Genomic DNA, 13,673 nt, shown 5'->3' on the forward strand with positions numbered 1-13,673 from the left:
GCTCCGATCCCTTGCAGTCACTCAATCGATGTAGTAGCTTCCTCGCAACCATGCGCCGTCGCTTGGGCGGCCTGCACAAATTGAGGAGGCATGATGAGACGCTTCACCGGACTCGTCACCCTGGTGGCATCGGCCGCACTCGCCCTGACTGCGTGCACGGGTGGTGGGGCCGCGGCCCCGGCGCCCAGCGCGAGCAACAGCGGCGGCGCGCTTTCCGGCACCGTGAAATTCCAGAGCTGGTCGCTGAAGAACGAGACCTTCAGCCCGTATTTCGAGAAGCTCATCGCCGATTTCGAGAAGGAGACCGGCGTCAAGGTCGAGTGGCTCGACCAGCCCGGCGACGGTTACCAGGAGAAGGTGCTCAGCCAGGCGGGCTCCGACACCCTGCCCGACGTGGTCAACCTGCCCCCCGACATCGCCTTCCCGCTGGTGCAGGCCAACAAACTGCTCGATCTCAACGCTGCCGATCCGTCGCTGGCCAGCACCTACGTGCCTGGCGCCTGGGCGGCCTACTCCTACCCGGGCATCACCGGCACCTTCGGCGTGCCGTGGTATCTGGGAACCGACCTCAGTTGGTGGAACGGCACCGAACTGAAGAAGTACGGCGTCGATACCGCCAACCTGCCGACCACCAACGAGCAGCTGATCGAACTTGCCAAGACGGTCGGCGCGGCATCCAAGGGAAAGTTGCCGGTGCTGTCGTCGATGCCGACCATCGACCTGTTCTCGTCCAGCGGTGTGCCGATCATGAACGACGCGGGTGACTTCGTCTTCAACACGCCGCAGGCCGCGGCGGTCGTCGACCAGTTCCGCGACGCCTACCAGGCCGGCGGGGTGCCCGAAGAGGCGCTGACCGGCGACTTCGGCGGAAACGCCGATGGCTTCAAGGCGGGCAAGGTCGCCTACACCACCGCCACCTCGACTTTCGCCGGCGACCTGGAGAAGAACGCGCCCACCCTTCGCAAGGGCGTCATCGCCACGCCGCGCATCGGCCTCGCGCCGCTGTTCGTCCAGGGCGTCTCGGTGGCAGCCAACACGAAGAACAAGGACGCCGCGATCGCCTTCGCGAAGTACCTCACCAACACCGCCAACCAGGTGGCGTTCTGCAAGATCGCGGTGGGCTTCATGCCCGGCACCGTCGAGGGCGCGGCCGACACCAAGTCGCTCAGCGACGGTATCAAAGACGAGTTGCAGCTGAAGGCCATCGGCATCGTGGTCGAGTCGATGAAGACCGCGAAGATGCTCACCCCGGTGCAGTGGACCGGTGCTATGAAGACCTACATGGACCAGCAGCTCGCGCTCGCCATCAAGGGAAACATCGGTTCCCAGGAGGCACTCGACAAGATCGTCCAGTACGCCAACCAGAACAAGGTCAGCTGACCTTGGAGGCCTAGCTGGGGAAGCGCCGGTTCGCTGGTCGAGCTTGTCGAGACCCGTCCACATCTCGCTGATGAGGGTTTCGTCGGCTCGGCCGACGGGGCGGGCATTGATCGGCGCTTCCCTTTGCGATCACGAGAAGAAGGAGGAGGAATGAAGTCACACAAGTGGTTCACTCCGTGGCTGCTGGTGGCCCCAGGGGTGATCTGGGTGCTGGTGTTCGGTTTGTGGCCGTTCTTCAACACCATTGTGCTGAGCTTCACCGATGCGCGTCCGCTGCGAGCCGGAAAGTTCGTGGGTTTGGCGAACTACGCTCGAATCGGCTCCGACGAACAGTTCGGATACGCGTTGACCACGAGCTTGATCTACATGATCGTCTGCATTCCGCTGTTGACGATCCTGCCGCTGCTGCTCGCGTTGCTGGTGGAGAAGACTATCCCGTGGATTACCTTCTTCCGTACCACCTTCTACTTCCCGGTCATCGCGTCGGTGGTCGTCGTCGCTCTGATCTGGACCTGGATGTTCGACACCAAGGGCCTGATCAACGGCGCGCTGGAGGCGATGGGTGTTGCAGACAATCCCATTCCCTTCCTGGTCGATCGCTGGTGGTTGCTGATGTGTGCCATTCTGCTGACGGTGTGGAAGGGCCTCGGCTACTACATGGTGGTCTACCTTGCCGCCCTCGGTAACTCCAACAAGGAGTTGCACGAGGCGGCCGCGCTGGACGGCGCCGGCACGTTCCAGCGCTTCCTGACCGTGACCGTGCCGGCCGTCCGCGGCGCCATGGTGCTGATCATGGCGCTGGTGGCGGTCTCCGCACTGCGCGTCTTCACCGAGTTGCAGGTGCTCTCCAACGGCACCGGCGGACCGGGCGGCCAGTCGATGTCGATCGTGATGCTGATCAAGACGATCGGCTCGGGGCTCACCGGCAATGTCGGCTACGCCTCGGCGCTGAGCGTCGTGTTGTTCCTGATCACCGCGCTGCCGCTGCTGGCGATCGCCTGGATGAACCGCGAGAAGGAAGCGAAGGCCTGAGATGAGCACGAGGGTTGAAGAGAGCCCGGAGTCGACCGAGGTCGCGATGCGCGCCGTCAAGCCCAAGAAGGCCAAGGAACTGCCGTATCGCCGCAAAGGATCGAGCGATTTCCTCAAGCCCACGCTCGGTGGCCTGATCGTCCGCTACGTGCTGCTTGCGATCATGACGGTGATCGTGATCGGTCCCTTGGTGTTCCAGCTGGCCACCTCGTTCAAGGGCCCGCTCGACGACATTTACAACTTCCCGCCCAGCCTGATTCCGACCGATCCGACTCTCCAGAACTACGTGCGGGTGCAGGACTTCATTCCGGTCTACCTGTACGCCTGGCATTCGCTGCTGGTCGCCATTGGGACGGTGATCACCAACGCGGCCTTCTCCACGTTCGGCGGCTACGCGCTGGGCTGCATGGAGTTCAAGGGCAAGAAGATCGTGATGGGCATTCTGCTCTCGACCATGCTGCTGCCCGGTGAGGTCACGATCACCAGCCAGTTCCTCACTGTCAAGGCATTCGGTCTGGCCGACTCCCTGTGGGGTGTCTTCCTGCCGGGCGCGGTCGGGGCGATGAACGTACTGCTGATCACCACGGCCTGCCGGGCGATTCCCAGGGACATGCTGGCCGCGGCCACCATCGACGGGGCGACCACGTGGCAGCGGATTCAGCACATGGTCTGGCCGAACATCAAGGGCATGGTCAGCGTGGTGGCGATCTTCTCGTTCATTGGCGCCTGGGACGACTTCCTCTGGCCGCTGATCGTGCTCACCGATCCCGCCAAGTACACCCTGACGGTCGGCATGGCCTACCTGAGCGGGAACTTTGCCGATCCGCGGCTGGTAGCGGCCGGCACGATGATCGCACTGGTTCCGATCGTGATCCTGTTCTCGGTGATGCAGAAGCACTTCTTCGCCGGTGTCGAGGAAGGCGCGGTCAAGGGGTGACAATCATCCGATGAACGCGACCATCGCGCCCGATCCGGGCCCGCTGGATCCACCATCGTCTCGCCCCCGAGCAGGAGTGCTCGGGGGCGAGGTGTTCTCCTTCTCCTTCCGGCCCGGGGACGGCGTCACCGCCATCCCGGCAGTTTTCGTCATCCCGGCGGACGCCGGTATCTCGCCGGTCGCCGGTATCTCGCCGGTCGAGCTTGTCGAGACCCGGTCGTTGGTCGAGCTTGTCGAGACCCATCCCGCGGACGAACAGCCCCTCGTCACCGTCGACACCGAACTGCACTGGGCGTTCTACGCCGACGACGAGGCGGCGCTGCAGGCGCCGTGGGCGTCCCTGGCGGTCTGCCCGGACGTGGTCTTCGACGACGGTTCGAGACTGTCCGAGGGCATCGTCGGCCGTGGAACGGCGATCGATCGGTACGGGTTCGCGGTCACTCCGTCCGCCCAGTTCGGCGCCGCCTGGAGCCTGCCGCAGCAGTGGAACGCCGACACCGTGTCGCTGGCGCCGTGGGCGGGACGCCGGATCGCGGCCATCGAGGTGGTGCTCGGCGACGACTCGGTTGTTGCGGACGCCGGCGATGGACTGGCCGGCGGGTGGGTGGAGATCGTGCTGCGGCGCGCCGAGGCACTGCCGACGTCGCCGGCCGAGCGGGTGGACACCCGGCGCGGCAGCCACTCCGGATTCCGGTTCTCCCGCGGCAACACCCTTCCCGCGGTCGCGGTGCCGCACGGCTTCGTCTTCCTGACCCCGGCCACGGACGCCGCCGACACCCGCTGGCCGTACCGCTGGGGCGCCCACGACGAGCCGGCCGGACGCCGATTCGCGGCCCTGCAGACCTCGCATCAGCCCAGTCCGTGGATCGGTGACCACGGTGTGCTGCAGTTCTTGCCCTACCTGCCGACGCCGGGCGGGCCGTCCGGTCACGGTGGTCACATCGTGCCGGGCAGCGAGATCGCCCGGCCGCATCGGTATGCCGCGACGTTGGTCGAGGGCATCGAGATCGAGGGCACCACGACCTCGGCTGTGGTGGCGGTGCGGGTGCGTGCCGCCTGGGCGGGGTTGCTGATCGGTCAGTCGGAAGGCGATCTCGGGTCGCTGGCGGTGGAGTCGCTCCCGGACGGCCGGGCCATGGTCCGGGGCTGGATCGGCGAACGTCCGGACGCCGCCTGGGGCAACGCGCCTCGGATGTACGTCTACGGCGAGACCGCGGAACCGGTGGCGGCGGAGGCGTCCGGCGAGCGGTACGGACTGGGGATCACGGCACCCGGCGAGGTGGAACTGCGGGTCGCGACGTCCTTCCTGTCCATCGAGCAGGCCCGCCGCACCTTCGAACTGGAGGCGCCATGGGCGTCCGGTTTCGACGAGCTGGTGGCGGCGAGCCGGGCCCGCTGGGACGCGGTGTGCGGCGCGATCGAGCTGCCGGCGTCCGCCGACGACCGGTACGCCCTGGCCGATCGGGAACTGCGGGCCAAGGTCGCGCACGCGCTGTACCGGCTGCGGCTCTACCCGAACGCCGCGTCCGAGAACGCCGGGACGGCCGACGCGCCGGACTGGCGCTTCGCCGACGTCTTCGCCGCTGCGGCGCCGCATGGCGACGAGGTGACCGGCGCCCCGATCGCATCCGGCCGGCTGGTGGTGAACAACGGCTACTGGGACACCTACCGCACCACCTGGCCGCTGCTGGCTGTGCTGGACGCCGCCGGCACCGGCGAACTGCTCGATGGGCAGTTGGAGCAGGTCCGCCGCGGCGGCTGGACGGCGCGCTGGAGCGGCCCTGGCTACCTGGATTGCATGGTCGGCACCTCCAGCGACCAGATCTATGCGCAGGCGTCCCGGCTCGGCGTGCCTGGTTTCGAGCGGGGACTGGCCTACGAATCGGGTTGGCGCAACGCCTGCGAACCGAGTCCGGACGCCCGCACCGGCCGGGCGGGGACGGCGACCGCCCGGTTCAGCGGGTACGTTCCACGTGAAATCCACGCCGGGCTGTCCTGGACGATCGAGGCCGCGATCAGCGACGCGGCCCTGGGCCGGTTCGCCGACCTGTTGGCCGCAGATCCGGCGGCGACGGCGTCCGATTCGGCCCGGTACCGCGCGCACGCCCGCTACTTCGCCAACCGGTCGTTGAACTACCGGCAGCTGTTCGACGCCGGCACCGGCTTCTTCCGCGGCCGCTCTTTCGGTGGGCGAGCGTGTCGAGATCCCGATGTCGCCGAGGACTTCGATCCGCGTGTCTGGGGCGGCGACTACGTCGAGACCAACGCCTGGGGCATGTCGGTCTCGGCGGTGCACGACGGCGCCGGCCTGGCCGCGCTGTTCGGCGGACCCGGCGCGCTGCGGGAGCATCTGGACCGGCTGTTCGCCGAGCCGGAGACGATCGTCGCGCCGTACCATCCGGGGCTGGTCGTCCATGAGCAGGTCGAGGCGCGGGCGCTGCGCGCCGGAATGTGCGCGTTGTCGAACCAGCCGGCGCACCAGATTCCGTTCATGTACCTGCACACAGATCAGCCCTGGCGGGCCGGACCGGTAGTGAAAGCGCTAGCCAAACGGCTGTTCACCGGAGGCCATCTGGGTCAGGGCTTCCCCGGCGACGAGGACAACGGCGAGATGGGCGGCTGGTGGCTGTGGGCGCTGCTCGGCCTCTACCCGCTCGACCCCGGCTCGGCCGAGTTCGTGATCGGGACGCCGCTGGTCGACGACGTGATGCTGCACCGGGACGTCGGTGCGCTGCAGGTCCGGGTGAATAGGGAATCAGCCGAGGCGTCCTACCTGGCGGCGGCGTCCTGGAACGGCCGGGTGCTGTCGGCCCCGGTGCTGACCGCGTCCGAGCTGGCCGAGGCCGGTGTCCTGGAACTCACCCTGGCCGACGATCCGCCGGTGGACGCCCCGATCTGGCAGGCGACGAGTGCCGCAGTTGTCGCATGGCGTCCGGACCGGTGCCGTCCGGAGTTCGCGATCGCAAGCGCGGGAATCGACGGCCGGGTGGCCTTCGACGACGGCGCGGACGCCGACAGCTGCTGCGAGTTGGCGTCCGGTGACTGGGTCGGTCAGGACTTCGGCGGCCTGCAGCGGGTCAGCGACCTCACCCTGACGGTATCGGACGCCGCCATAGGGACGTGGTTCCTGGTCGAACGCAGCGACGACGGCGTGGTCTGGGAGGAAGCCCCCACCACTCATCGGGAACCCCTGCCGGCGAACCGGACCACCCCGTTCCAGCTGGTCGCCCCTGTGACCGCCCGGTTCTGGCGCGTCCGGGCTCTCGCCCCGGTGCGACTGGGTCAGCTCGAGCTCTTCGAATGGAGCGATGTGTAACAGCAGATCGACTCGGAGGCGCCGGAGCTTGCTCGGCAACTCGTGGAAGCGGCTTCGCTCACCGCGCAACGGGCGGTGTCGGCGGTGATCGGATCGGCGTCGTCCTGGTCACCGAGTAGGCAGATCGCCTGCCCAACGACACATTGCCTGTGTTGCTACGCAGGCGATGTGCGTTTGCGCAGGCGACGTCGGATCGGGTGGCGTCTAGACCAACAGATCGGAACGGTGCACCAGGGCGGCGGCGCCGATCAGCGGGGCGTCCCCGGCCAGAGCGGCCCGCTCGACCCGGACGGCGCGGGCGAACGCGTTCACCGCGCGCGCCTCGACCGCCGCTCGGATGTGGTCGACGTAGTCGTCGGCGACCAGCGAGAACCCGCCGCCGACCACGGCCAACTCCAGGTCGAGCAGGGTCGCGGCGTTCACCACGCCGGTGCCGACGAAGGTGGCCGACCGCACCACGGCGGCCACCGCGATCGGGTCGCCGGCGGCGTAGGCGGCGGCCAGCTCTTCGCCGTCCGAACCCGTCCAGCCCTGGGAGCGGGCCCAGGTCACGGTGTGCGGCCCGGACGACAGTTCTTCCACCGTGGCCGCGGCGGCCGCGCCCTCGACCCGGTCGACGATGACCTGCCCGAGATGCCCGGCGTTCCCGGTGGCCCCGGCGATCACCCGGCCGTCGGAGATGATGCCGCCCCCCACCCCGGTGGAGACCACGAAGACCATGGCGTTGCGGACGCCGCGCGCGGCCCCCAGCCAGAGCTCGGCCAGCGCGATGCAGGTGCCGTCCAGTCGCAGCCGGACGTCGGACAGCCCGGTCGCCTGGCGCACGACGTCCACCACCGGGAAGTCGCGCAGGCCGGTGAGGTTGATCGGGGAGATGGCGCCCAGCGGAAGGTTCAGCGGGCCGGCCGAGCCGATGCCGGCCGCCGTGACGTCCGCCCAGTGCGGTGAGTCGAGTGCCGGCCGCAAGGCGGCGGCGATGCTGGCCGCGGCGGCGTCCGGGGTCGAGGCGCCGGTGGCGCCCATCGCGGCGCGACCGCGGGTGCCGTCGATAATGGTGCCGTCGGTACCGATGAGTGCCGCTTCGACCTTGGTGCCGCCCAGATCGATAGCCAATGCCGTCGTCATGGCGACACGCTATCCTAAATCGATTGAGGAGAGTAGGAAGTTTCCGTTGTTCATCGAGCTCACCAACACCCCCCGTCACTACGCCTGGGGCTCCTACGACGGGATCGCGGCGTTCACCGGACACCCGGCGAGCGGCGAGCCCGAGGCCGAGTTGTGGTTCGGCACCCATCCCGGCTCGCCCAGCCTGACCCCGCGCACCTTTCCGTCGACCAACCCTGGCCATGAGACCCTGCGCGACTGGGTCGCTGCCGAGCCGGAGGCGTTGCTCGGTTCGCCGGACGCCACCGAGCTGCCGATCCTGCTGAAGGTGCTGGCCGCCCGCACGCCGCTGTCACTGCAGGTGCACCCGAGCCCCGAGCAGGCCGAGCAGGGCTACGCCGACGAGGTGGCCCGCGGCATCGCGGTCGACGCGTTCAGCCGCTCCTACAAGGATCCCTTCCCGAAGCCCGAGATCATCGTGGCGGTCACCGAGTTCGAGGCTCTGGGCGGGTTCCGTCCGGTCGCTGAGGTGGCGGCCTTCGCCGCCGATCTCGCCGCGCTCGCCCCGCAGCCGCCCAGCCCGGCGCTGGCCCGGCTGCTCGATCTGCTGGCCACCCCGACGGATGTCGAGCCGATCGTCGACTGGCTGCTCTCGGGCGAACCGGACGCCGTCGCCTGCGTCGCCGAGGTGATCGAACTGGCCGGGTCGGACGCCGCCGGTCGGACGCCGAGCGCCGCGACCTTCGGCACCGTCCGCGAACTCGCCGGCCACTATCCGGGCGATCCCGGCGTGGTGATCGCGGCGCTGGCCAACCGGGTCACCTTGCAGCCGGGAGAGTGCCTGTTCGCGGACGCCGGCGTCCTGCACGCCTACCTGCACGGGGTCGGCATCGAGCTGATGACCGCCAGCGACAACGTGCTGCGCGGCGGCCTGACCCCCAAGCACATCGACACCGACGAACTGCTCCGGGTGCTGTCCTTCGACCAGGGTCCGCCGGCGGTGCTGGAGCCGCGGCGTCCGGCCGACAACGTGGCCGTGTACGCGCCGCCAGCCGGGTTCACGCTGACCGTGATCGACCTGGCCGCACCGACCGAACACCTCGGCGGCGGACCGGCGATCCTGCTGGTCGAACGGGGTCCGGTCACGCTGGCCGGGGCGGACGGCTCGGTCACCCTGATGCGCGGCGACGCGGTGTTCATTCCAGCGTCCGAGCGCGACGTGAGCGTCGTCGGACCGGGCCGGGTGTGGCTGGCGGGCGTCGGCAGCACGGCCGACTGACCGGTATGCGATAGTCCGGGGTGTGCGCACCGCCCTGGCCCGAATCGACCCGGTCTGGCTGGTGCTGGTCGGCATCGCGTCGGTGCAGCTGGGTGCGTCGTTCGCCAAGGATCTGTTCGCACTCAGCACGCCGACCGCGACCGCCTGGTTGCGGCTCTGTTTCGCCAGCCTGATCTTCCTCATCTTCGCCCGGCCTCGGCTGCGCGGACGCCGTCCGCGGGAATGGACGATCGTGCTCGGCTACGGCCTGGCGCTGGCCGGGATGAACTGGGCGATCTATGCCTCCTTCGCACGGATTCCGATCGGGGTCGCGGTCACCGTGGAGTTCCTCGGACCGTTAGCGGTGGCCGTGGCGGGCTCGCGGCGTCCGCGGGACCTGCTCTGGGTGGGTCTGGCCGGTCTCGGCGTCGCCCTGCTCGGCCTGCAACCCGTCGAGGCCGACTGGGTCGGGCTCGGGCTGGCGCTGCTGGCCGGCGCGCTGTGGGCCGGCTACATCCTGCTCGCCGGACCCACCGGACGCCATTTCGAGGGCGTCTCCGGAGTGACCGTCGCCAGCCTGGTCGGTGCGGTGCTGCTGGCTGGTCCGGCGCTGGCGTTCGGCAGTCCGGTCTTCACCCCGCACGTGCTCGGCGTCGCGCTCGCGGTCGGGCTGTTGTCGTCGGTGATCCCGTACGGACTGGAGATGGTCGCGTTGCGCCGGATGAGACCCGGACTGTTCGGCATTCTGATGAGTCTCGAACCGGCGGCCGCGGCGCTGTTCGCCCTGGTGCTGCTGGGTGAACGCCTGAACGTCGTCGAGTGCGTCGCGATGGCGTGCGTGATCGCCGCCAGCGTGGGCGCCACCCGGTCCCGTGCGCCGTCCGAGCCGACGGTGCGCGACTGACGGTGTGATTGTCGGTCGAGTGCCACGGGACCACGGGACCGTGATCAGGAGTGATTGTGTGCCGGAAGGAAGGCGTCCATCTGCTCGATCGCCGGTCGATAGCCTTTTCTTGCTCGCCGTGTACCAAGCCGAGGCTGCGGAGACGGTTGAGATCGTGGGAGAGCGTCTTGTCGCCGCGGCCAGCATAGAGTTCGGCCAAGATCGGGCTGACATGGCGCAGAGCGCTGCGCGGAGTGAAGGTTCCCTCAGGCATGGAAAGAAGGAGTTCACGACGTCGCCGGGACGCTTCACCATGCGTTTCGCCAGTGAAGATTTCATGCACGAAATTGATCCAGGCGGCACGCCTCTGCATATTCTGCACCGTCGCGATCTGCTCGCGGAGCATGTCGACGAATCCGTCGACGGCATACCGGACGAAACCATGCACATCGCCCTGTGCCGAGGCGGCTGCGAGCCGGGAATAGTACCTGGTGCGCGTCCGGTTGTAGTGGTCTGAGTGGCCGTCCCGGACAAGCGGTGATGCCGGCGCAGTACACGAACCGGGGTGGTAGGCGGGCTACACCGTCGTCGGCGGTGCGGGCAGCACCCGCGGCCCCTTGACCCCGGCGTCCTTGAACGCCTGCAGGCCGCGATCGAGGATGGCCCGCTGGACGCCGCCCTGCTTGTTCGGCTGCGTCTTCGCGGTGATCCGGATGGTCATCCGGCCGGCCTCCACCGCCTGGACGCCGGCGACCTGCGGCTCTTCGAGCAGCACCTCGGCCCACTCGGGATCGGCGTAGATCTCGGCTACCACCGTGTTGAGCAGGTCGATGACCCGGGTCGAGCTCTCGGTGGTGTCGACCGGGAGATCGACGGTGGCGGTCGACCAGCCCTGGGTCTGATTCCCGACCCGGACGATCTCACCGTTGCGGATGTACCAGGCCTGTCCGTCGGCGTCCCGCAGCCGGGTCACCCGCAGCCCGACGTCCTCCACGGTGCCGACGGCCTCGCCGAGGTCGACCAGGTCGCCGACGCCGTACTGGTCCTCGATGATCATGAAGATGCCGGCGAGGTAGTCGCGCACCAGGCTCTGCGCGCCGATGCCCAGGGCCACACCGCCCACGCCGGCGGAGGCCAGCACCGGCGTCAGCGGAATGCCCAGGATCGCCAGCGTGGTGAGCACGGTCAGCACGGTCAGCACGATGTTGGTCACGCTGCGCAGCAGCGAGCCCATGGTGGCGGCGCGGGCGGCATGCCTGGCTGCGAAATCCTCGGCGTTCCGTCCGGAGCGCTGCTTCGCGCGATGGACCGCCAGGTCGGCGGCACGCTGGATCGCTCGTACCAACAGCCAGCGGACCAGCATGCCCAGGGTCAACGCGACCAGGATCGCCACCGGGGTCTGCGGCCAAGTCCATACCACCATGGCGCCCATTCTTCCGGGCGGACGCCGTCGTCACCAAAGCCATGCCCGGTACCGTGCTGCCGTGTCCACCTCTCATGTCGCCCTGGTCACCGGAGCCTCCCGCGGCATCGGCGCGGTCATCGCGCGCCGGCTGGCCGCCGACGGCTGGGCGGTGGCGGTCAACTACCGCTCAGGAGCCGAGAACGCCCAGCGGGTGGTCGCCGCGATCCGGGACGCCGGCGGGGTCGCGGCGGCCTACCCGGCCGATGCCACCGACGAGGACGCGGTCACCGCGTTGGTGGCGCGGGTGACGTCCGATCTGGGCCCGGTGCTCGCCGTGGTCGCCAACGCGACTGGGCCGCAGCCGAACGCGTCCCTGGAGGAGCTGACCTGGGACGCCTGCCTCGACCAGCTCCGGTTCTTCGTCAAGAGCCCCACTCTGCTGGCCCAGGCGGCGCTGCCCGCGATGAAGCAGCACCGGTTCGGCCGGGTGATCCTGATCGGCTCCGACATGGTCGACCGGGCCAAGCCCGGCTCGTCCGCCTACGCCGCGGCCAAGGCCGCCGAGGGCGAACTGGTGAAGATCTGGGCGCGGGAACTGGGACCGCACCGGATCACCGTCAACCTCGTCGCTCCCGGCTGGACGCCGGTCGAACGGCATGTCGGCGCGGACACCTCCGGCTACCTGCGCGACGTGCCGATCGGCCGGATGGGCACCCCGGACGACATCGCCGGCCTGGTCGCCTATCTGGCCTCGGACGCCGCCGGCTTCGTCACCGCGCAACGGATCACCGTCAACGGCGGCCACACCCTCGGGTGACGGGTTCTCTCGGTCGCTCGAGGTCAGTCTTCGCCGAGGTATGCGCGCTTCACCCGGTCGTCGCCGAGCAGCTGTTCGCCGGTGCCCTCCAGGGTGATCTGGCCGACCTCCAGGACGTAGGCGCGGTCGGAGAGCTTCAACGCCGCGGCGGCGTTCTGCTCCACCAACAGGATCGTCACGCCCTCGGACTGCAATGCCCGGATCGTCGACATGATCCGCTGCATCATCAGCGGGGAGAGGCCCATCGACGGCTCGTCCAGCATCAGCAGCCGCGGGCGGCTCATCATCGCCCGGCCGATCGCCAGCATCTGCTGTTCGCCGCCGGAGAAGGTGCCGGCCGGCTGGGTGCGCCGCTCGCGGAGAATCTCGAACAGGTCGTAGACCCGTTCCAGGTCCTTGGCGACGCCGTCGGCGTCCTTGCGGGCGAACGCGCCGAGCATCAGGTTGTCCTCGACGGTGAGCCGCGGGAAGATCCGGCGTCCCTCCGGCGAATGCGCCAAACCCTTCATCACCACCTGGTGCGCGGGGGTGCGGTCGATCCGCTCGCCCTCGAACCAGATCTCGCCCGATTCCGGACGCAGCAGCCCCGAGATGGTGCGCAGCGTGGTGGTCTTTCCGGCGCCATTGGTGCCGAGCAGCGACACCACCTGGCCCTTGTCGACGGCGAAGCTGATCCCTTTGACCGCCTTCACCTTGCCGTAGGCGACCACCAGGTCTTTGACCTCAAGCATTGTCCGCCCCGTCCTCGGCGTCCGGCGAGCCGATATAGGCCTCGATCACCCGCGGATCGGATTGCACCTGCGCCGCCGTCCCCTCCACCAGGGTCTTGCCGCGCACCAGGCACGACACCCGGTCGCACAGATTGAAGATGAATCGCATGTCGTGCTCGATCACCACGATCGCCAGCCCGGAATCGCGAATCTTGAAGATCAACTCCTCGGCCTGCCGGGTCTCCTGCGGGTTCATTCCGGCGGTCGGCTCGTCGAGCAACAGCAGCTTCGGATCGGTGGCCAACGCACGAGCGATCTCCAGCCGGCGCTGATCGCCGTAGGGCAGGTTCCGGGCCAGATGGCCGCCCTGTCCCTTCATGCCCACGTATTCCAACAGTTCGGACGCCCGCTCGCGGGTCTCGGCCTCTTCCTGCCGGTACTTGGGGCCACGCATAATCGAGGTCAATGCCATCGACGACGTCCGGCAGTAGCGGCCCACCATCACGTTCTCCAGGGCCGTCATGTTCGGGAACAGCCGGATGTTCTGGAAGGTCCGGGCCATGCCCGCCATGACCACCTTGCGCGGCTTGGGCGGCAACAGCTCGCCGGCGAACAGCACCTCGCCGCTGGTCGGCTTGTACAGGCCGGTCAGGCAGTTGAAGAAGGTGGTCTTGCCGGCGCCGTTCGGGCCGATCAGGCCGACGATCTCACCGGAATGCACGGTCAGGTCGACGCTGTCGACGGCGACCAGGCCGCCGAACCGCATGGTCACGTTCCGGGCCGACAGCATCTCTTGCTTGCCGACCTGATGCCCGGACGCCTCCCCGGCGA

12 protein-coding genes are annotated in these 13,673 nt (G+C 68.7%); 8 read left to right on the plus strand and 4 right to left on the minus strand.

Annotated features, from left to right (window positions below):
* The first annotated feature begins 93 nt into the window (after positions 1-93).
* The 4 genes from QM619_RS11880 (at position 94) to QM619_RS11895 (ending at position 6,665) form a co-directional block, all read left to right on the plus strand.
* On the plus strand, positions 94-1,380 hold the full coding sequence (locus QM619_RS11880; protein WP_415108687.1) for an extracellular solute-binding protein: 1,287 nt from the start codon (positions 94-96) through the stop codon (positions 1,378-1,380).
* Positions 1,381-1,530: 150 nt separating this feature from the next.
* Positions 1,531-2,412, plus strand: a complete 882-nt coding sequence (locus QM619_RS11885) for a carbohydrate ABC transporter permease (RefSeq protein ID WP_415108690.1) — start codon at positions 1,531-1,533, stop codon at positions 2,410-2,412.
* A gap of 46 nt (positions 2,413-2,458) precedes the next feature.
* On the plus strand, positions 2,459-3,349 hold the full coding sequence (locus tag QM619_RS11890) for a carbohydrate ABC transporter permease (protein ID WP_415109009.1): 891 nt from the start codon (positions 2,459-2,461) through the stop codon (positions 3,347-3,349).
* Between the two features lie 10 nt (positions 3,350-3,359).
* The gene (locus QM619_RS11895; protein ID WP_415108693.1) at positions 3,360-6,665 is read left to right on the plus strand and encodes a glycoside hydrolase domain-containing protein; all 3,306 of its coding nucleotides are present in this window, start codon (positions 3,360-3,362) and stop codon (positions 6,663-6,665) included.
* Positions 6,666-6,869: 204 nt separating this feature from the next.
* Here QM619_RS11895 and QM619_RS11900 read toward each other — a convergent pair whose 3' ends face one another.
* Positions 6,870-7,790 carry an ROK family protein gene (locus QM619_RS11900; RefSeq protein ID WP_415108696.1) on the minus strand — a complete coding sequence of 307 codons (921 nt, stop codon included), beginning with the start codon at positions 7,788-7,790 and terminating at the stop codon, positions 6,870-6,872.
* Between the two features lie 46 nt (positions 7,791-7,836).
* Here QM619_RS11900 and manA point away from each other — a divergent pair, with 46 nt between their 5' ends.
* The 3 genes from manA (at position 7,837) to QM619_RS11915 (ending at position 10,427) form a co-directional block, all read left to right on the plus strand.
* Positions 7,837-9,048 (plus strand): mannose-6-phosphate isomerase, class I, encoded by a 1,212-nt coding sequence (gene manA, locus QM619_RS11905; RefSeq protein ID WP_415108699.1) that lies wholly within the window; start codon positions 7,837-7,839, stop codon positions 9,046-9,048.
* A 22-nt stretch (positions 9,049-9,070) separates the two neighbouring features.
* A complete protein-coding gene (locus tag QM619_RS11910) occupies positions 9,071-9,931 on the plus strand; it encodes an EamA family transporter (RefSeq protein WP_415108702.1) in 861 nt (286 codons plus the stop codon).
* 109 nt (positions 9,932-10,040) lie between these two features.
* Positions 10,041-10,427 (plus strand): hypothetical protein, encoded by a 387-nt coding sequence (locus tag QM619_RS11915; RefSeq protein ID WP_415108705.1) that lies wholly within the window; start codon positions 10,041-10,043, stop codon positions 10,425-10,427.
* Positions 10,428-10,487: 60 nt separating this feature from the next.
* On the opposite strand, the gene QM619_RS11920 is transcribed toward QM619_RS11915, so the two are convergent.
* Positions 10,488-11,333, minus strand: coding sequence for a mechanosensitive ion channel family protein (locus QM619_RS11920; protein ID WP_415108708.1), 846 nt, complete (start codon positions 11,331-11,333; stop codon positions 10,488-10,490).
* Between the two features lie 61 nt (positions 11,334-11,394).
* Between QM619_RS11920 and QM619_RS11925 the strand changes: the two genes are divergently transcribed.
* The gene (locus tag QM619_RS11925; RefSeq protein WP_415108711.1) at positions 11,395-12,132 is read left to right on the plus strand and encodes an SDR family NAD(P)-dependent oxidoreductase; all 738 of its coding nucleotides are present in this window, start codon (positions 11,395-11,397) and stop codon (positions 12,130-12,132) included.
* Between the two features lie 23 nt (positions 12,133-12,155).
* Here the strand turns inward: QM619_RS11925 and QM619_RS11930 are convergent, their stop codons facing one another.
* A complete protein-coding gene (locus QM619_RS11930; RefSeq protein WP_415108714.1) occupies positions 12,156-12,863 on the minus strand; it encodes an ABC transporter ATP-binding protein in 708 nt (235 codons plus the stop codon).
* On the minus strand, positions 12,856-13,632 hold the full coding sequence (locus QM619_RS11935) for an ABC transporter ATP-binding protein (protein ID WP_415109012.1): 777 nt from the start codon (positions 13,630-13,632) through the stop codon (positions 12,856-12,858). The genes QM619_RS11930 and QM619_RS11935 overlap by 8 nt, the downstream gene beginning before the upstream one ends.
* Positions 13,633-13,673: the final 41 nt, after the last annotated feature.

Origin of the sequence: Micropruina sp. (assembly GCF_047606665.1) — a bacterium.
In the GTDB taxonomy this organism is placed as follows: domain Bacteria; phylum Actinomycetota; class Actinomycetes; order Propionibacteriales; family Propionibacteriaceae; genus Micropruina.

What these genes read in the sequence shown, in the direction of transcription:
- QM619_RS11880 (WP_415108687.1), top strand. Translation starts at nt 94, where the DNA reads ATGAGACGCTTCACCGGACTCGTCACCCTGGTGGCATCGGCCGCACTC.
- QM619_RS11885 (WP_415108690.1), top strand. Translation starts at nt 1,531, where the DNA reads ATGAAGTCACACAAGTGGTTCACTCCGTGGCTGCTGGTGGCCCCAGGG.
- QM619_RS11890 (WP_415109009.1), top strand. Translation starts at nt 2,459, where the DNA reads ATGCGCGCCGTCAAGCCCAAGAAGGCCAAGGAACTGCCGTATCGCCGC.
- QM619_RS11895 (WP_415108693.1), top strand. Translation starts at nt 3,360, where the DNA reads ATGAACGCGACCATCGCGCCCGATCCGGGCCCGCTGGATCCACCATCG.
- QM619_RS11900 (WP_415108696.1), bottom strand. Translation starts at nt 7,790, where the DNA reads ATGACGACGGCATTGGCTATCGATCTGGGCGGCACCAAGGTCGAAGCG.
- QM619_RS11920 (WP_415108708.1), bottom strand. Translation starts at nt 11,333, where the DNA reads ATGGTGGTATGGACTTGGCCGCAGACCCCGGTGGCGATCCTGGTCGCG.
- QM619_RS11930 (WP_415108714.1), bottom strand. Translation starts at nt 12,863, where the DNA reads ATGCTTGAGGTCAAAGACCTGGTGGTCGCCTACGGCAAGGTGAAGGCG.
- QM619_RS11935 (WP_415109012.1), bottom strand. Translation starts at nt 13,632, where the DNA reads ATGCTGTCGGCCCGGAACGTGACCATGCGGTTCGGCGGCCTGGTCGCC.